Below are 17,605 nucleotides of genomic sequence, written 5' to 3'. Positions count from 1 at the left end.
GGTCAAGCCTCCAGGGCCGAACGGGCCGCCGCGAGGGCCTGTTCCGCGTAGCCCCGGCCGAACAGCACGGCGTGCACCAGCAACGGGAACAGCTGGTGCACGCCGACGCGCCCCGCCCACCCGTCCGCGAGCGGCGCCACCTCCTGGTAGCCGTCCAGCACCCGCTCCAGATGGGGACAGCCGAACAGACGCAGCATCGCCAGATCCGTCTCCCGGTGCCCGCCGTGCGCGGCCGGATCGATCAGCCGCACCTGCCCGTCGGCCGCCCACAGCACGTTGCCGCTCCACAGGTCGCCGTGCAGCCGCGCGGGCGGCTCGGCCGGCCCTGCCAATGCGGGCAGGCGCTCGCACAGACGCTCCACGACGGTCGCCTCACCGGCCAGGACCGCGCCCTGGTCGACCGCCCGCCGCAGGTAGGGCAGCACGCGCTGTTCGGCGTACCAGTGCGGCCAGTCGGCGCCCGGCTCGTTGCGCATCGGCGCGAGCCCGATGTACGCGTCCACCGGCCCGTCCGGTGGCGGCGCCCCGAACGCGGGTGCCCCGGCGGCGTGCAGCGCCGCGAGGTCCCGGCCGAACCGCACCGCCGCCTCCCGGCCCGGCCGCCCCTGCGGAACCCGGTCGATGACCAGCAGGCCCTCCTCGTGTCCGTGCACCTCCGGCAGCCGGACGCTCCCGGCAGCGGTCAGCCACCGCAGCCCCGCCGCCTCGGCCCGTGCCGCCCCCGGTGCACCCGACCGCTTGACGACCAGGACCCGCCCGTCGTCGAGGGTGACCTCGGTGAGAGTCCCCGACAGCGGCCTCTCACCGCTGACCGCTCGCCCGGTGAGCCGGGCCACGAGATCGGAACAGACGGTCATACGAGCTCCTTCCCCGCCCTCAAAGGGCGTTCCGACTCCAGGACATGCGCCACGCCCCGGTCACGCGGGACGGTGAAATCCCGCCGCCGGCCGACAGAACCGGCCACCGCCGGGGGAGCAGTCAGGTCATGACGAGTTCACCGTTCCAGCGCACCATCGCCCTGCCCGCCCCCGTCTGCGAACAGGCCGCACAGCACCTGGAGCAGGCCGCGCACCGGGCCATCGACGGAGCCGCGATCCCCCTGAAGGCGTTCAGCTCGGCCGCCGACAACGACTTCATCCTGCCGGTCCCGGTCGTCGAACAGGCGGCGGCCTGCCTGCTGGTGCTCGCCACCGAGACCGCCCAGACCGTACGCCCGTCCGCCCTGCGCGCCACCATCACGGTCGCGCTGCAGCTGCGCGACGCCGTACAACTGGCCCATCAGCCCGCCCTCAGCAGCAGGTTCTGGTGAGGGCGGCCCGGCCCCTCAGGCCGCGCGGAAGGCGACCAGGACCTGCTTGTGGCGCAGCGCCTCCAGCGTGGCGTGCTGCCGCCGGGCCCGTTCGATGAGCTCGTCGAGCTGCCGGGCGTCGAGGCGTTCGTCCGTGCCGGCCAGATCGCGCAGCGTCTCCCAGCCCGCCATCTTGCCCTCCACCCCGAGCGCCAGCGCTTCCAGCTCCCACAGTGTGCTCAGCGGGGACCGCCGTACCAGACTGCCGTTGCTCTTCAGCCGCCCCACCTGCTCGGCCGCCCGGCCCGCGTAGACCTTGTAACGGCGTACCGGGACGTCCAGGCGCCGCATGACGTGGAGCAGGCTCGTCCGGTCGTCGGCGATCTCGGCGGCGACCGGGGCCAGCGCGGCGGCGAGCCCCGAGCCGCGGCACGAGCGCAGCAGGTAGCGCACCCGCGCGGTCCCGGCGGTGGCACCGGCGAGATGGTCGTTGAGGTAGATGCCCAGCAGGGACATGTCGGTGGCCGGGGCACGCCGGGCGCCCGGCGAATCCGCTCGCTGTTCCGTCATGACGCGGCTCCTGTCGTACTCCGGTCCTGCTGCACGGTCACCGTCGTGGTGATCCGTACGAGGCTGGGAGGGCGGGGTGTCGAGCCGGTGCCGAAGCGCACGGGGGGCTCGACCGGGGCGAGGGCGCCGAGGCTCTCGCCCTCGTAGGTGACGGTGGCCGAGGTGACCGGGTGCAGATCCCGGGCGCCGTACCACTGGTGTCGTCCGGCCCGGGCACTGCCGTGGGTGCGTGCTCCCAGCAGCAGACGGGCGGGCCGGTCCCACAGCGCGATCCAGCCGGGACGGGTGGCGAGCCGGCCCGGGACCGCCCGCAGCGCCAGGCCCGGCAGGCTCCGGCGGCCGGTGCTGAAGCGCAGGTGGAGCGGCGGGGCGGTGACGGTCCAGTGCCTGCGGTCGGCGATCCGCACCTCCACCGGTACGACCCGCACCTCGTCGAACACGTACGTACCGGCGACGAAGTCCGCCGTCTCGCCGGTGGGCGCCAGCAGCAGCCGGCGCCCGTCGGCCGCTTCGACCATCACGTCGCTGAACGGCCCCCACGGCGACCGCGGCCAGTGTCCGAGCACCACGCGGGCACCGGACGTCGTGCCGATCCCGGCGATCCAGCCGTCGAAGCGCAGCGGGAACACCGGCGGCCGGGTGCCCGCACGCCGGGCCGGACCAGCGGATTCGCGAGCGTGGGGGAACACGCGGGCCGGGTGCCCGGCCCCTCTGCCGCGAAACGAGCCGCCGCCGCGGCGCGGCGTCGCACCGTCGGCCGGTGTGGCCGAGGCCACGTGCCGGACGAGGTCCCGCTCACGTCCGGGCACGGGAAACGCCGGTTACCGTCTACGACCAGATCCCCGCTCCCTCCCCTCGGACGGCCCGGCAGTGCAAGCAGATCTCTCCCCGGTCATCGCGGCCACCGCCCAGTGGCTGACCCGCGCCTTCCCCGCCTCCGGCGGCGCCCTGGCCTCCGTCCTGTGCGAGGTCCAGGCCCGGCAGGCCGTGACGGTCGCGGCCTGGCTCAGGTACCCGACGGCGCTGGACGCCGCCCTGCTCGACCTGGCCGGACCCGGCGGCTCCGGGCGGCTGGACTGGGTCACCGGCGCCGACGCTGCCCTGGGCGACGACACGGACGCACACGCGTGGCGCACCTGGGTGGACGAGGTCGTGGCCAGCTGGGCGGCCTGTCTGCTGACCGACCCGGAACTGGCGGCCCGGGCCGTGGCCGCCCTCGCCGACGGCGGCCACAGCTCCGCGGCGCCGGCCGAGTTCCGCCGTCTGGTCGCCCCCGACGCCGGCGACCGGAGCGCAGCGGCCCTGCTGCGCCACCCGGACCTCCTCGCCCCCGTCGCCGGCCTGCACCAGGACCAGCTCCTCGACCGCCTGAACCCGGGCCGCACCCTGATCGCCTGACACCTCCGGGCTTCCTCCGCCCCGACCTCAGCCGACAGCGCGACGCCCTCCTTTTCTCACCCTCCGTGACTCACCCGTTCGCCCTACGTGACCGTGCCGTGCGCGCACGGCCGTCGGAGGCTGAGCGTGGGCTCGACGGCCTTCAGGCGACCGGTTTCGCCGGACCGAGGCGCGGCCCCCGTGCCGCGCGCCACCGCCGACGGAGGAGTGACCGCATGACCACCGCCCTCTCACGCAACTGGGAACACGCCGTCGTCACCGGCGGCGCCGGGTTCGTCGGCTCCCATCTGTGCGCCGCCCTGCTGGACGCGGGCGCTGCCGTCACCTGTGTGGACGACTTCAGCACCGGCCGGCCCGAGAACATATCGCCGCTGCTCGAACAGCCCGGCTTCAAGCTCGTCCAGGCCGACGTCGCCGAGGGCCTGCGGATCAAGCGGCCGCCGGACCTCGTCCTGCACTTCGCCTCGCCGGCGTCCCCCGCGGACTACCTGCGCCTCCCGCTGCACACGATGGAGACCGGCAGCCTCGGCACCCGCAACGCCCTGGAACTCGCGCACTCCTCCCGAGCCCGCTTCGTCCTCGCCTCGACCTCCGAGGTCTACGGCGACCCGCAGCAGAACCCCCAGGACGAGCGCTACTGGGGCAACGTCAACCCCGTCGGCCCGCGCAGCGTCTACGACGAGGCCAAACGATTCGGCGAGGCACTGAGCACCGCCTACGCCGACGCCCAGGGCACCGACACCTGCATCGTGCGGCTGTTCAACACCTACGGCCCCCGGATGCGCGGCCACGACGGACGCGCGGTACCCACCTTCGTACGGCAGGCCCTGGCCGGCGAGCCCCTCACCGTGACCGGCGACGGCCGCCAGACCCGGTCGCTGTGCTACGTCGACGACACCGTGCGCGGCATCCTCGCCGCCGCCGCCCACGGCATGCGCGGCCCCGTCAACATCGGCAACCCGACCGAGATCACCATGTTCGACCTGGCACGCCTGGTCGTCGAACTCGCCGAGTCGTCCTCGGAGATCCGCTACATCGAACGGCCGGTGGACGATCCGGCCGTGCGCTGCCCGGACATCACCCTGGCCCGCGACAAGCTCGGCTGGGACCCGCAGGTCCGCGCCGAGGAGGGGCTGCGGCGCACCATCGCATGGTTCCGCGAGGCCGGTACCGAGGAGTGACCCCGCCCGGGCACCCCGCACCCCCGCGCCCGGGTGTCCCCGACCGCCGAAAGGCCCGCCTCCCCATGCGCATCCTCGGAATCAACGCCCTCTTCCACGACCCCGCCGCCGCCCTGGTGATCGACGGACGGACCGTAGCCGCCGCGGAGGAGGAGCGGTTCTCCCGGCGCAAGCACGGCAAGAGGCCCCTGCCGTTCTCCGCCTGGGAACTGCCCGAACAGGCCGCGGCCTGGTGCCTGAAGCGGGCCGGGCTGCGCCCGCAGGACCTCGACGCGGTCACCTACTCCTTCGACCCCCGACTCGCCCGGCCCGCCCAGGAGATGGGGCTGGACGACCCGTGGGACCACCTGCGGCTGACCTACGCCCGCGAGGCACCCGCCTTCCTGAAGACCGCCCTGCCCGGTCTCGACCCCGGCCTCGTCCGCTTCGTACCGCACCACATGGCCCACGCCGCCTCCAGCGCCTTCGCCGCACCGGACGCCGGGAACTCCTCCGTCCTCGTCCTCGACGGCCGCGGCGAGCGCGCCTCCCACCTGGCCGCCCGCCGCGTGGGCCACCGCCTGGAGGCACTGCACGCCCAGGACCTGCCGCACTCGCTCGGCCTGGTCTACGAGGAACTCACCGAACACCTCGGCTTCCTGCGCTCCTCCGACGAGTTCAAGGTCATGGCCCTCGCCTCCCACGGCAGGCCGCGCATGCGCGCCGAACTGCGCCGCCACGTGTACCCCACCGGAGACGGCGGCTTCCACGCCACCGGCGTGCCCTGGCACGAGCTGTGTCCGCCCCGCGGGCCCGAGGAGCCGTGGACACAGGACCACGCCGACGTCGCCGCCAGTGCGCAGGCCGTGCTGGAGGAGACCCTGCTCGACCTGGTGCGCTGGCTGCACGGCCGGACCCACGACCGGGTACTCACCCTGGCCGGCGGCGTCGCCCTGAACTGCGTCGCCAACTCCCGCATCGCCCGCGAGGGACCCTTCTCCCGGGTGTGGGTGCAGCCCGCCGCGGGCGACGCCGGGACCGCCCTGGGCGGCGCCCTGCTGCTGTCCGCCGCGGAGGGCGACGAGCCGGAGCCCATGACCGGTGCCGACCTCGGCCGGGAGTGGTCGGACGCCGAGCTCGGAGCCTGGCTGAAGACGGCGGCCGTCCCCTTCGAACGGCCCCCGGACATCGCCGCGACCGTCGCCCGCGCCCTCGCCGGCAACAGGATCGTCGCCTGGTTCCAGGGCCGCTCCGAGTACGGCCCCCGGGCCCTGGGCCACCGCTCCCTGCTGGCCCACCCCGGGCACGCGGGCAACCTGGAACGGCTCAACGACGTCAAGGGCCGCGAACAGTTCCGGCCCGTCGCCCCCATGGTCCTCGCCGACCGTGCCGCCGACCTCTTCGACGGCCCGCTGCCCAGCCCGTACATGCTGTTCGTCCACGACGTGGCCCCGGCGTGGCGGGAGCGCGTCCCCGCGGTCGTGCACGTCGACGGCACCGCCCGCATCCAGACCGTCGACCCGGATCGCGAACCCCTGGTCGCCGCCATGCTCGGCGAGTTCGAGCGGCTCACCGGCCTGCCCGTGGTCGTCAACACCAGCCTCAACACGGCCGGCCGGCCCATGGTCGACGATCCGCGCGACGCCCTGGAGTGCTTCGGCTCCTCGCCCGTCGACCTGCTGGCCATCGGCCCGTACGCGATCCGGCGCGGCGACCTCTTCCGAACCGACTCCCGCAGCGACGACGCCGGATGCCCCCGATGACCGCACCCGGCGCCCCGCCGCCCGCAGCCGAGTACGCCGTGGTGATCCCGACTCTCGGACGGCCCAGCCTGGGCGCCTGCCTGCACGCCCTCGCCGAGGCCACCGGGCCCGGCCCGGCCCGGATCGTCCTCGTCGACGACCGGCCCGGCACGGACCGGATCGCCCTCACCGCCGTCGTCCCGCCGTCCCTGCGCTCGCGCACCGTCGTCGTGCCCGGCCGGGCCCGCGGACCCGCCGCCGCACGCAACCTCGGCTGGCGGGCCGCCGGCGACGTGCCCTGGATCGTCTTCCTCGACGACGACGTCGTACCCGGTCCCACCTGGGGCGACGACCTCACCCTCGACCTGGCGGCGGCGACCGCGCGCACCGCCGGCATCACCGCCCGCATCGAGGTGCCCCTGCCCGCCGGCCGGCGCCCCACCGACTGGGAACGCAACACGGCCGGTCTCGCCGACGCCCGCTGGATCACCGCCGACATGGCCTACCGCCGGGACGCGCTGGCGGCCGTCGGCGGATTCGACGAACGCTTCCGCCGGGCCTTCCGGGAGGACGCCGACCTCGCCCTGCGCACGCTCGACGCCGGCTGGACCCTCACCACCGGCCGTCGCACCACCACCCACCCCGTACGGCAGGCCGGGCGCTGGATCTCCGTCCGCCTCCAGGCCGGCAACGCCGACGACGTGCTGATGACCCGGCTGCACGGCCGTCACTGGTGGCGCCGTGCGGAGGCCCACCGCGGGCGCCTGCCCCTGCACCTGGCGGTGACCGGGGCGGGGGCGTCGGCGCTCGGCTGCGCCCTGCTCGGCCGGCACGGGGCCGCCGCGGTCTGCGCCGCCGCGTGGCTCGCCGGCACCGCCGAGTTCGCCCTCGCCCGCATCCTGCCCGGGCCCGGCACCCGCGACGAGGTGCTCACCATGACGGTGACCAGCGCCCTCGTCCCGCCCGCCGCGACCTGGCACTGGCTGCGCGGGCGCGTCGTCCACCGCAAGGCCCTGCCGTACACCCCGTCCGGCAGCGGAGAGCCGACACTCGGGTCCCGCCCGGCGGCCCGGGAACGGCTGCGGTCATGACGCCGCCCCCCGGCCCCTGGCTGCTCCCCGGGGACGTGCGTCAGCGCTACTGCGATCCGGGCGGCCCGCTGCCCGCGGCCGTCCTCTTCGACCGCGACGGCACGCTCGTCGCCGACGTCCCCTACAACGGTGACCCGTCGCGGGTCGCGCTCATGCCCGGTGCCCGGGAGGCCGTGGACGCCGTGCGCACCGCCGGGGTGCCCGTCGGTGTCGTCACCAACCAGTCGGGCGTGGCCCGGGGCCTGCTGACCCGCCGCGACGTCGAGGCCGTACGGCTGCGGGTGGAGGAGCTGCTCGGGCCGTTCGCCGTCTGGGCCGTGTGCCCGCACGCGCCGGAGGAGGGCTGCGACTGCCGCAAACCGGCCCCCGGCCTGATCCTGGCCGCGTGCCGCCGGCTCGCCGTCCCGCCGGAACGCACCGCCGTCATCGGCGACATCGGAGCCGACATGGAGGCGGCGCGGGCCGCGGGGGCCCGTGGAGTTCTGGTCCCCACGGCCGTCACCCGTGCCGAGGAGGCGGCAGAGGCCGAGGCCACGGCACCGGACCTGCGGGCGGCCGTGCGTCTCGTCCTTGCCCCGGCCGTCGCGGCCCGGGAGCCGCGATGACGCCCACCCGCCTTCCCCGCACCCTCGTGGTCCGCCTCGACAGCTCCGGAGACGTACTCCTGGCGGGCCCCGCCGTGCGGGCCGTCGCCGCCGGTTCCTCGTACACCGCGCTGCTCTGCGGACCTCAGAGCGCCCCGGCCGGACGGATGCTGCCCGGCGTCGACGACGTGCTGACCTACGACGCCCCCTGGGTCGGCCTGGAGCCGCCGCCGGTCACCCGGGCCGCCACCCGGCAGCTGATGGAAACGCTCACGGCGGGCCGCTTCGACCGGGCGATCGTGCTGGTGTCGTACCACCAGAGCCCGCTGCCGATCGCCCTCCTGCTGAAGCTGGCCGGGATCGGACGGACCGCCGCCGACTGCGAGGACTACCCGGGCGCGCTCCTCGACCTGCGGCACCGCAGACGTCCACGCCGCCACGAGGCCCTGGCCGCCCTCGACCTGGCCCGTGCCGCAGGCTTCGAGCTCCCGCACGGCGACGACGGCCGGCTGCGCGTCCTGCCGCCCCCGCGCACCACCCACCTCACCGGCCCCGGACCGTACGTCGTCCTCCATCCCGGCGCTGCCGTGCCCGCACGGGCCTGGACACCGGGCCGGGCGGCACGTGCCGCGGCCGCGCTGTCCGCGGCGGGGCACCGCGTGGTCGTCACCGGCGGGCGCGCCGAGCGCGAGCTGACCGCCCGGGTCGCCGGGCGGCACGCCCTGGACCTCGGCGGCGCCACCGACCTGCCGCAGCTGGCCGGGGTCCTGGCAGCGGCCCGGGCCGTGGTGGCCGGCAACACCGGCCCGGCGCACCTGGCCGCCGCCGTGGGCACCCCCGTCGTCAGCCTCTTCGCGCCGGTCGTGCCGGCCGAACGGTGGGCCCCCCACGGCGTACCGCACGTCCTGCTCGGCGACCCGCACGCCGCGTGCGCGGACACCAGGGCTCGGCACTGCCCGGTGCCGGGACACCCCTGCCTCGACGGCATCGGCGACGCCGAGGTGCTCGCCGCCGTGGCGGCCCTCACGGACCACCCGGCCGACCGGGGAGAACACACCGAGCGAGGAGCGGCCGTATGAACATCCTGCTGTGGCACGTGCACGGCTCCTGGACCACCGCGTTCGTCCAGGGCCCGCACACCTACCTCGTCCCGGTCACCCCCGGCCGCGGCCCGGACGGCCTCGGCCGGGCCCGCACCTTCGCCTGGCCGGCCTCGGTCCGCGAGGTCACTCCCGACGAACTCCGTGACACGCCGGTCGACCTGGTCCTTCTCCAGCGGCCGCACGAGCGGGAGCTGGCGCAGCGGTGGCTCGGCGGACGCCGCCCCGGCCAGGACGTGCCCGCGGTGTACCTGGAGCACAACGCGCCCGACGGCGACGTGCCGGACACCCGGCACCCGTGCGCCGGACGCGACGACCTGACGCTCGTGCACGTGACCCACTTCAACCGGCTGTTCTGGGACTGCGGAACCACCCGCACCGAGGTGATCGAGCACGGCATCGTCGACCCCGGCCACCGCTACACCGGCAGGCTCGCCCGTGCCGCCGTCGTCGTCAACGAACCCGTCCGGCGCGCCCGCCACACGGGAACGGACCTGCTGCCCGCCCTGGCCGAGGCCGTGCCGCTCGACGTCTTCGGCATGGGTACCGAGGACCTGGCCGGACACCTGGGCCTGCCGGCCGACCGCTGCCGCACGGCCGATCTGCCCCAGAGCGAGCTGCACACGGCCCTGGCCGAACGCCGCATGTACCTGCACCCGGTGCGCTGGACCTCCCTCGGTCTGTCCCTGCTGGAGGCGATGCACCTCGGTCTGCCCGTGCTGGCGCTCGCCACCACCGAGGCGGTCGAGGCGGTCCCGCCCGCCGCCGGGACCCTGACCACCCGCCCCGACGTCCTGGCCCGCGCCGCCCGCCGCTACCTCCACGAACCGGAGGCGGCGGCCGCGGACGGAGCCCGCGCCCGGCAGGCCGCCCTCGAACGCTACGGGCTCAAACGCTTCCTGGCCGACTGGGAGCGCCTGATCACGGAGGTGTGCTCATGACCCCGTCCCTCAGCCCCCTCCCCGGCGGACCGCTCGGCGGCGACCCGCTCGACCCGGGCGTCCTCGCGATCGCGCTCGTCTCCGAGCACGCCAGCCCCCTGGCCGCACTCGGCGGTGTCGACGCCGGCGGGCAGAACGTCCACGTCGCCTGCCTCGCCGCCGCACTGGCCGACCGCGGCCACCGCGTCACCGTCCACACCCGCCGCGACTCAACCGACCTGCCCTGCCGGGTGGAGCTGCGCGACGGCGTGGAGGTGCACCACGTACCCGCCGGGCCTGCCGAGCCGCTCCCCAAGGACGCTCTCCTGCCGCACATGGACGAGTTCGGCCGCCACCTCGCCCGCGGCTGGCGCACCTGGGCCCCCGACGTCGTGCACTCCCACTACTGGATGTCGGGCCTGGCCGCCCTGCGTGCGGCCCGCGAGCACGGCCTGCCCCTGCTGCACACCTACCACGCCCTCGGCACGGTGAAGCGGCGGCACCAGCGGCTCGCCGACACCAGCCCGCCGGAGCGGATCCCCGGCGAGACCGAGGTGGGGCTGGGCTGCGACCGGGTCATCGCCACCTGCCGGGACGAGGCCCGCGAACTGGCCCTCATGGGCATTCCCCCGCACCAGGTCGGCATCGTGCCGTGCGGCGTCGACACCGACCGGTTCACCCCGAAGGGCCCGGCCGCGCCGCGCGGACCGTACCCCCACCGGATCCTCCAGGTGGGCCGGCTGGTGCCGCGCAAGGGCGTCGCCGTCGCCGTCGCAGCGCTGGCCCGGCTGCCCGGCACCGAGCTGGTCGTGGTCGGCGGGCCGCCCGCCGGCCGGCTCGACGGCGACCCGGAGGTGCGGCGGCTGCGCGGCATCGCCCGGGACGCGGGTGTCGCCGACCGCGTCCGTTTCACCGGCGCCCTTTGCAGCGAGGAGGTGCCGCCGCTGCTGCGCTCCGCGGACGTCGTCGTGTGCCCCGCCGACTACGAACCCTTCGGCATCGTCCCGCTGGAGGCCATGGCCTGCGGAGTGCCCGTGGTGGCCAGCGCGGTCGGCGGGCAGCTCGACACGGTCGCCGACCCCGGAACCGGGCGGCTGGTGCCGCCCCGCGACCCGGAGGCCCTGGCCGCTGCCGTCGCCGCACTGCTCGCCGACCCGGCGGCCCGCGCGGCCTGCGGTGCGGCCGGCCGCCGGCGTGTCCTGAGCCGTTACGGCTGGGGACAGGTCGCCGCCGCCACCGAGGCCGCCTACTGCGAAGTCCTCGACACCGATGCCGCCGCGACCCGGGCCGGCTGACCGGCCGGCCCCGCCCGACGGCAGCCGCCAGGCTCCGACGTCCGACGTCCGACATCCGAAGGAGGTGCGGGTTCACCGCCGCCCCCACGGCGGGACGCCCGATCGACATGAGCGAACCCCCCGCACACCCCGTCCTGGAAACCGCGCGACTGCACTGCCGGTCCCTTGAGGAAGCCCTCGGAGGGTTCCGCAGGCACGGCCTGGACCGGGTCGCGGACTGGGGCGGCCGTCTCGCCGACGTCCTCACCGGCGGCGGCCGGCTGCTGGCCGCGGGCAACGGCGGCAGCGCCGCCCAGGCCCAGCACCTCACCGCCGAACTGGTCGGCCGCTACCGCCGGGAACGCCGCGCCTATTCCGCGCTCGCCCTGCACGCCGAGACGTCCAGCATGACCGCCATCGGCAACGACTACGGCTTCGACCACGTGTACGCCCGCCAGGTCACCGCCCACGGCCGCCCGGGAGACATCCTGATGCTGCTCTCCACCTCCGGACGCAGCCCCAACCTCATCGCCGCCGCCGTGACCGCCCGGCAGGCAGGACTGCGCGTGTGGGCCCTGACCGGACGCGGCCCCAACCCCCTCGCGGAGGCCGCCCACGCATCCCTGTGCGTCGACGCGGGCAGCACCGCCAATGTCCAGGAGATCCATCTCGTCGCCGTGCACCTGCTGTGCGAGTGCTTCGACACGGCCGTGTCCGCGCTGCCGGCACGCCGCGCGGTCCTCACCCACGGGAGCACGTCATGACCGGGCCCCACCCCCTCGTCGTCGTGGGGGACGTGCTCCTCGACGAGGACATCGAGGGCGTCTCCACCCGTCTCTCCCCGGACGCCCCCGCCCCGGTCGTCGACGTCACCGGCGACCGCAGCCACCCCGGCGGAGCGGGCCTGGCCGCCGCCCTGGCCGCCCGCGGTGGCCGGGACGTGGCGCTGGTGACCGCGCTCGGCGACGACGAGGCCAGCGAGGAGGTACGACGCGGCCTGCGCGGCCGGGTCCGGCTGCTGGAGATCCCGCTGGAGGGCACCCTGCCGGTGAAGACCCGCGTCCTCGCGGGCGGGCGGCCGGTGGTCCGCATCGACCGGGGCGGCGGCATCCCCGGTGAACCGGGTGACGCGGTCCGTGACGCACTGGCCGGCGCGCACGCCGTCCTGGTCGCCGACTACGGCCGGCACACCGCCGGGGCCCTGCGGCCGCTCCTGGAGGACGCCGCCCGCCGCACCCCCCTGGTGTGGGACCCGCATCCGAACGGCGACCCGCCCGTGCCGGGAGCCCGCCTCGTCACGCCCAACGCGGCCGAGGCACGGTCTCTGCACCCCGGCTCCGGGGAGACCACGCTGGGCGCGTTCATCGAGAGAGGGGCCCGTCTGGCCGAGCGCTGGCGTGCCGCCGGTGTCGCCGTCACCCTCGGCGAGCGCGGGGTGCTGCTGGTCCGGCCGGGCACCGGCACCCCGATGCTGGTCCCCGTGCCCTACCGGGCCACCGGGGACCCCTGTGGCGCGGGCGACTGCTTCGCCGCCACGACGGCGGCGGCCCTCGCCGACGGCCTGCTGCCCGAGGAGGCGCTACAACGGGCCGTCGCCGAGGCGGCCGCCTTCGTCGCGGCGGGCGGCGCGGGCAACCCGGGCCTGTGGCGGCCCGAGCCCGCGGCCGGCCCGACGGTCGAGCCCGCGCACGACGCGTTCGGCCTGGCCGAGCGGGTCAGGTCCCGGGGCGGCACCGTCGTCGCCACCGGGGGCTGCTTCGACCTGGTGCACGCCGGTCACGTCGGCCTGCTGGAGAGCGCCCGCCGCATCGGCGACTGCCTCATCGTCTGCCTGAACTCCGACGCGTCCGTCGCCCGGCGCAAGGGCCCCGGCCGGCCGCTCAACCCGGCGGCGGACCGTGCCCGTGTGCTGGCCGCGCTCGGCAGCGTCGACGCCGTCGCGGTCTTCGAGGAGGACACCCCCGAGACGGTACTGGCCCGGTTGCGGCCGGACGTCTGGGTCAAGGGCGGCGACTATTCCGTCCAGGACCTGCCCGAGGCGGAGGTGCTCCGCACCTGGGGCGGCCAGGCCGTGGTCCTGCCCTATCTCGACGGCCGCTCCACGACCCTGCTGGCCCGCCGGGCGGCGGTGGCGGCGGAGGCGGCGCCGCGTTCGTAGGGCGGCGGGGCGGTGTGCTGCCGCCGGTGTCCGCCGTGCGTCGGACGAGCCGGTCGTGGGCCTTCGGCGCCGAGCCGGATGTCCGGTGGGCCGGCGGTGGCAGCACGGCCGTGACACCGCGGGCCGCTGGCTGCCGTCTGTGCGGCGCCCGGCTCACTCCCGGGCAGAGAGCCGCTCAGGCAGCCGGGGTCAGAGCCGGCCGGCCCGGCATCTCGTGGTCGCCCTTGCGCAGGACCACCGGCGCGGAAGCGGCCCGGCGCCTGCGCAGCAGGGAGCCCGTCCCGATCGTTCCGGCGATGAGCAGTCCGCCGGTGACGAGGGCGCCGCGGGGCCCGGCCAGTTCCATGAGCAGGCCCAGTGCGGGCGGGCCGCCCAGGCCCCACACCGTGCCGATGCTGCCCCACACTCCCAGCACCCGTCCCCGCAGGTGGGCAGGCGGGTCGGTCTGCAGGACGGCCGTGCCGGCGGTGTCGGAGACGGATTCCACGACGGCCATGGGCAGGACCAGCACGATCAGCACCGCCAGCGACGGCGACAGCCCCGCCACCACCTGCAGCAGCGCCCCCGCGGCCGCCAGCGCGCCCACGAGCCGCACGGACGGCCGGCGCAGCCGCGCGCCCAGTACCGCGCCGAGGATGCCGCCGGCGGCGAGCACGGTCGACACCGTGCCGAACGAACCGGCGCCTCCCGCGAGCGGCCCGGTGACCAGTACGGCCAGGGTGAGCCCGTAGTTGCGGCCGAACACCGCGCTGATCCCGGTCACACCCGCCAGCGCGACCAGGCGCGGCCGCCGCACGAAGTAGGCCAGCCCCTCGCGCACGGTCAGGTCCGGGCCGGTGCCCCCGGGCTCCCGGCCGGTGTGCCGGGCCGCTCCGGCGGCGGGGCGCAGGAACGGGATGACCGAGGCCACGAACAGGAACGACAGCCCGTTCGCGAAGTACGCGGCCGAAGTGCCGAGGAACCCGACCGCCACACCGGCCAGGGCCGCTCCCACCAAGCGGCCCGCCTGGTGCACCAGCGCCCCGACACCGATGGCCGAGGGCACGTCCTCCGCGGGCACGAGGTCGTTGCCCAGCAGCGCGCACGCCGGGTTGTCGACGGTCGCCACGACACCCGTGACGGCGGCCAGCACCATCAGCGAGGTCATGTCGATCCGGTCCAGCGCCACGAGGACGGCCGTGGTGAACGCGATCGCGCCGAGCAGCGCCTGGCTCACGGCCGCCGTCAGTTTGCGCGGCCACCGGTCGACGGCGGCCCCGCCCAGCACGCTGATCAGCAACGCCGGCGCGGCCTGCACGGACATGGAAAGACCCGTCGCGGCGGCGGACCCGGTGATCTGCAGGACCAGCAGGTTCTGCACGGTGAGCTGCATCCACGTACCCGCGTTCGACACGAAGTTCGCGACGGACCACCAGCGCATGCTGCGGTACCGCAGCGACCGCCAGGGCGAGCGGGAGGCGGGCAGGGCAGGGGAGGGGGAGGAAGGCACAGTGCGGTACTCGAAGACGAGTCGGAGGACTCAGGAGAAGGGGGACGAGGGGGTGGGGCACACCGGCCGCGCTGCGCGGTGTTCTCCCCTCGACGGGTACGGCGCCGACCATCGTGGCAGAGGGGACCGGACAAGCGGTTCCACCGCACCTTGATCCGCCGTCCCGCACCTCCCAAACGCCCCGCCGCGCACGGGCCTTGGGGCCACAGTGTGGTTACTCACACGCACACGGAAGCGGGGCCCCTCGCCTCGGCGACGGGCCCCGCGGACGAGGACTTCCCTACTCGAACTTGCCGCGGCCGCTGAGCGCGTCCCGCAGCCGGTCCACCATTCCGGTGCCCGGGGCCAGAAGCTTGTTCGCGGGGGGCTTGTCGGGGGCCGACGGGTGGGGCCGGGTCGGAGCGGTCTTCTTCGCCTTGCGCACCTTGTCGCCCAGCTCGTTGAGCGTGTCCATCGGACAGGCCTGCCGCAGCCGCGGGAAGAGGTTGCCCTCCTCGTCGGCGATGTGCGAGCGGATCTCGCTCATGAGCATGCCCATCAGCCGGTCGAAGTCGGCGTCGCCCGCGTCACAGCCCTCCAGGTCCTTCATGATCTGCTCGGCCGTGGCGTGGTCCTGGAGCTCCTGGTCGGCGATGGCGTCCCCGCCGGCCACGTGCTCCCGGACGGCCGGGTAGAGGTGGGCCTCCTCGGCCACCGAGTGCCGTACGAGCTCCATCGTGACCTGGTCGGCGTACACCTTGCGGTCCTGGTGGCCGGACGGCAGCGCCTCGATCCTGCCGAACATCTCCTCGACCTCGCGGTGATCGGTCACCAGCTCGTCGATGACGTTTCCTCCGTGTCCCATGTCCTTCACCTCCAGCGCTCGGGTCCCCCCGGCCCCTCGGGGTTAACGCGCGTCCCGCCGGTGCCGTACCGGCGGATCAGACGGGGAGCTTGGCCCGGACACGCCCGGCCGCGGTGGCCGGCCGTGCGGTGGCGCGCACGGAGCGGCGCACCAGACCCGCGTCGCGCCGCAGACCACGGGCGGCGTGCGTGCCGCGCCACACCACCGAGGGGCGGGCGCCGGTGTCGTCGGCGGCGATCAGCAGCCCGCCGAGCATGGACAGGTTCTTGAAGAAGTGGATGCGCTGCTGCGCCCGCTCCTCGGGATCCTCCGCCTCCCAGAAGCGGTGCCCGGCCAGTGTGGTGGGCACCAGGGTGGCCGCGATGGCCAGCGCGGCCGGGCGGGGCATGCGCCCCGTGGCCAGCATCAGCCCGGCGGCGATCTGCACGGCGCCGCTGAGGCGTACGACCTGCTCGGTGCGGTCCGGCAGGGCCTGGACGCGCTCGGTGACCGGTTGGACGACGGGCTCGGCGGCGTCGGCGACCTGCTCCGGGTCGCGGACGGAGCTCATGCCGCCCGTGAGGAACATCGAGGCCAGCATGGGGCGGCCGAGCACTCGCAACAGACTCATGGCCCTCTCCAAAAAGTCGGTGGGTACGGCGTTCGCCGGGTTCCCCAGCCGGAGCCGAACCACTCACACCGCCCGGTGCCGCGCCCAGGCCTCCTCGCGCAGTTCCCGGACAGCAGGACGTCGGCGGCGGTGCAGGCGAGCGCCTCGGTCACGGCGAGCAGCACCTCGCGGGCCCGGGGCGAGGCCGCCGCCTCGGCGAATTCCGGCGTGTGGTCGGAGCCGCCCTCGCCCATGATCGCGACGAACGGGTGGATGGCGGGCACCCGCGTGCTGACGTTGCCGATGTCGGACGACCCCGGCGGAAAGGGGGAAGGGCCCGCTCAGCGGGCCTGTTGTGCGGCGGCGCCGGCCGCGGCGGGCTCCCGGACCGGCAGGTGGTAGACGTGGAAGGCCCGGCCGATGACCGGCTGGGCGACGTTGCGCACCCGCACACCGCCGCTCGTCATGCCGTGCTCCGTCCCGGCGTGCGCGTGCCCGTGCACCGCGAGGTCGGCGCCGGCGGTGTCGATCGCCTCGGCCAGCAGATAGCTGCCCAGGAAGGGATAGATTTCCAGCGGCTCGCCGGCCAGCGTGTCCGCGACGGGGGAGTAGTGGGTCAGCGCGATCCGCGCGTCGCAGTCCTCCTCACCCAGTCGCTCCAGCGCGGTCCGCAGCCCGTCGGCGCTCCGGCGGGAGTACCGGACGAACTCCTTCATGACCGGCTCGCCGAACTCCCCGGCGCAGCGGCCGACGAAGCCGCCGCCGAACCCCTTGGTCCCGGCGACGCCGATCCGCGCCCCACCGCTCTCCACGACCGTCCCCTGCCCCTCCAGGACCTGCGCACCGGCGTCCCGGAGGATGGCCGTGACCTCGTCCGGGCGGTCGTCGTGGTGGTCGTGGTTGCCCAGGACGGCGACGACCGGAACGCCGAGGCCCTGGACCTCCCGGGCCACCACCCGCATCTCCTCGGGCGTGCCGTGCCGGGTGAGGTCCCCGGCCAGCAGCAGGAGGTCGGCGCACTCGGGCAGGGTCTCGAAGGCGGGGCGGAGCACGCCCTGGCTCTCGGGCCCCATGTGGATGTCTCCGACGGCTGCGACACGGATCATGAGAGTTCCTCCGCGTGGTCGGGGGAGGACGCCTCGGTGACGACGAGGTCGCTGTGCACGGGGAAGCCGGCGAGCTCCTCCTCGACGGTGCGCACGATCTCCTCCCGGCAGGGCGCCGAGGGCACGGTGCCGGTGAGCAGCACCGTTTTTCCGCGGGCCTCGACCCGTACGCCCAGTTCACCGAGGTCGCCGGAGGCGAGGCGGTCCTGGAGGTGGGCGATGCGGTACTCCAGGTTCTCGGCGGGCGGCCCGCCGCCCGCCGACTGTGAACCGAGGGTGTTCATGTGGGTGC

General features: G+C 75.5%; 19 protein-coding genes and 1 pseudogene. 11 read left to right on the top strand and 9 right to left on the bottom strand.

The genetic code is table 11. The features are described from left to right. Nucleotides 1–2: 2 nt before the first annotated feature. Nucleotides 3–857, bottom strand: a complete 855-nt coding sequence (locus tag HNR57_RS31240; RefSeq protein WP_184565281.1) for a fructosamine kinase family protein — start codon at nucleotides 855–857, stop codon at nucleotides 3–5. 128 nt (nucleotides 858–985) lie between these two features. On the opposite strand from HNR57_RS31240, the gene HNR57_RS31235 reads away from it, so the two are divergent. Further along, nucleotides 986–1,309: a hypothetical protein gene (locus tag HNR57_RS31235; RefSeq protein ID WP_184565279.1), complete on the top strand. Its 324-nt coding sequence runs from the start codon at nucleotides 986–988 to the stop codon at nucleotides 1,307–1,309. A gap of 15 nt (nucleotides 1,310–1,324) precedes the next feature. Here HNR57_RS31235 and HNR57_RS31230 read toward each other — a convergent pair whose 3' ends face one another. Then, the gene (locus HNR57_RS31230) at nucleotides 1,325–1,858 is read right to left on the bottom strand and encodes a hypothetical protein (RefSeq protein WP_184565277.1); all 534 of its coding nucleotides are present in this window, start codon (nucleotides 1,856–1,858) and stop codon (nucleotides 1,325–1,327) included. Further along, on the bottom strand, nucleotides 1,855–2,487 hold the full coding sequence (locus HNR57_RS31225) for a hypothetical protein (protein WP_184565396.1): 633 nt from the start codon (nucleotides 2,485–2,487) through the stop codon (nucleotides 1,855–1,857). The genes HNR57_RS31230 and HNR57_RS31225 overlap by 4 nt, the downstream gene beginning before the upstream one ends. Before the next feature lie 241 nt (nucleotides 2,488–2,728). Here HNR57_RS31225 and HNR57_RS31220 point away from each other — a divergent pair, with 241 nt between their 5' ends. The 10 genes from HNR57_RS31220 to rfaE2 all read left to right on the top strand — a co-directional run bounded on the left by HNR57_RS31220 (nucleotide 2,729) and on the right by rfaE2 (nucleotide 13,285). Further along, nucleotides 2,729–3,256 carry a hypothetical protein gene (locus tag HNR57_RS31220; protein WP_184565275.1) on the top strand — a complete coding sequence of 176 codons (528 nt, stop codon included), beginning with the start codon at nucleotides 2,729–2,731 and terminating at the stop codon, nucleotides 3,254–3,256. A 215-nt stretch (nucleotides 3,257–3,471) separates the two neighbouring features. Next, entirely contained in the window at nucleotides 3,472–4,437 is a 966-nt protein-coding gene (locus tag HNR57_RS31215) for an NAD-dependent epimerase/dehydratase family protein (protein WP_184565273.1), read from the top strand. Between the two features lie 65 nt (nucleotides 4,438–4,502). Further along, the gene (locus HNR57_RS31210) at nucleotides 4,503–6,179 is read left to right on the top strand and encodes a carbamoyltransferase family protein (RefSeq protein WP_184565271.1); all 1,677 of its coding nucleotides are present in this window, start codon (nucleotides 4,503–4,505) and stop codon (nucleotides 6,177–6,179) included. After that, entirely contained in the window at nucleotides 6,176–7,249 is a 1,074-nt protein-coding gene (locus HNR57_RS31205) for a glycosyltransferase family 2 protein (RefSeq protein WP_184565269.1), read from the top strand. Before HNR57_RS31210 ends, HNR57_RS31205 begins: the two co-directional genes overlap by 4 nt. Then, nucleotides 7,246–7,854, top strand: coding sequence for a D-glycero-alpha-D-manno-heptose-1,7-bisphosphate 7-phosphatase (locus HNR57_RS31200; protein ID WP_184565267.1), 609 nt, complete (start codon nucleotides 7,246–7,248; stop codon nucleotides 7,852–7,854). The genes HNR57_RS31205 and HNR57_RS31200 overlap by 4 nt, the downstream gene beginning before the upstream one ends. Next, on the top strand, nucleotides 7,851–8,912 hold the full coding sequence (locus tag HNR57_RS31195; protein ID WP_184565265.1) for a glycosyltransferase family 9 protein: 1,062 nt from the start codon (nucleotides 7,851–7,853) through the stop codon (nucleotides 8,910–8,912). Before HNR57_RS31200 ends, HNR57_RS31195 begins: the two co-directional genes overlap by 4 nt. After that, complete coding sequence (locus tag HNR57_RS31190) at nucleotides 8,909–9,874, top strand: glycosyltransferase (protein ID WP_184565263.1); 966 nt, start codon at nucleotides 8,909–8,911, stop codon at nucleotides 9,872–9,874. The genes HNR57_RS31195 and HNR57_RS31190 overlap by 4 nt, the downstream gene beginning before the upstream one ends. Then, entirely contained in the window at nucleotides 9,871–11,148 is a 1,278-nt protein-coding gene (locus HNR57_RS31185) for a glycosyltransferase (RefSeq protein WP_184565261.1), read from the top strand. Before HNR57_RS31190 ends, HNR57_RS31185 begins: the two co-directional genes overlap by 4 nt. A 107-nt stretch (nucleotides 11,149–11,255) precedes the next feature. Further along, nucleotides 11,256–11,891: a D-sedoheptulose-7-phosphate isomerase gene (locus tag HNR57_RS31180; RefSeq protein ID WP_184565259.1), complete on the top strand. Its 636-nt coding sequence runs from the start codon at nucleotides 11,256–11,258 to the stop codon at nucleotides 11,889–11,891. After that, nucleotides 11,888–13,285 (top strand): D-glycero-beta-D-manno-heptose 1-phosphate adenylyltransferase, encoded by a 1,398-nt coding sequence (rfaE2, locus tag HNR57_RS31175; protein WP_184565257.1) that lies wholly within the window; start codon nucleotides 11,888–11,890, stop codon nucleotides 13,283–13,285. The genes HNR57_RS31180 and rfaE2 overlap by 4 nt, the downstream gene beginning before the upstream one ends. A 175-nt stretch (nucleotides 13,286–13,460) precedes the next feature. On the opposite strand, the gene HNR57_RS31170 is transcribed toward rfaE2, so the two are convergent. The 6 genes and pseudogenes from HNR57_RS31170 to HNR57_RS31145 all read right to left on the bottom strand — a co-directional run bounded on the left by HNR57_RS31170 (nucleotide 13,461) and on the right by HNR57_RS31145 (nucleotide 17,597). After that, nucleotides 13,461–14,705, bottom strand: coding sequence for an MFS transporter (locus HNR57_RS31170; RefSeq protein WP_246555131.1), 1,245 nt, complete (start codon nucleotides 14,703–14,705; stop codon nucleotides 13,461–13,463). Nucleotides 14,706–15,054: 349 nt separating this feature from the next. Continuing rightward, nucleotides 15,055–15,618: a hemerythrin domain-containing protein gene (locus HNR57_RS31165; RefSeq protein WP_184565253.1), complete on the bottom strand. Its 564-nt coding sequence runs from the start codon at nucleotides 15,616–15,618 to the stop codon at nucleotides 15,055–15,057. Nucleotides 15,619–15,694: 76 nt separating this feature from the next. Then, nucleotides 15,695–16,228, bottom strand: coding sequence for a DoxX family protein (locus tag HNR57_RS31160; protein WP_184565251.1), 534 nt, complete (start codon nucleotides 16,226–16,228; stop codon nucleotides 15,695–15,697). Nucleotides 16,229–16,291: 63 nt separating this feature from the next. After that, nucleotides 16,292–16,524 (bottom strand): annotated as a pseudogene (locus HNR57_RS31155) (amidohydrolase); the annotation flags it as partial. Between the two features lie 24 nt (nucleotides 16,525–16,548). After that, nucleotides 16,549–17,313 carry a metallophosphoesterase family protein gene (locus tag HNR57_RS31150; protein ID WP_184565249.1) on the bottom strand — a complete coding sequence of 255 codons (765 nt, stop codon included), beginning with the start codon at nucleotides 17,311–17,313 and terminating at the stop codon, nucleotides 16,549–16,551. Further along, the gene (locus HNR57_RS31145; RefSeq protein WP_184565247.1) at nucleotides 17,310–17,597 is read right to left on the bottom strand and encodes a BON domain-containing protein; all 288 of its coding nucleotides are present in this window, start codon (nucleotides 17,595–17,597) and stop codon (nucleotides 17,310–17,312) included. The genes HNR57_RS31150 and HNR57_RS31145 overlap by 4 nt, the downstream gene beginning before the upstream one ends. Nucleotides 17,598–17,605: the final 8 nt, after the last annotated feature.

The organism is Streptomyces paradoxus, assembly GCF_014202475.1.
Classification (GTDB): domain Bacteria; phylum Actinomycetota; class Actinomycetes; order Streptomycetales; family Streptomycetaceae; genus Streptomyces; species Streptomyces paradoxus.
This window is presented reverse-complemented; position numbering and strand designations above follow the sequence as displayed.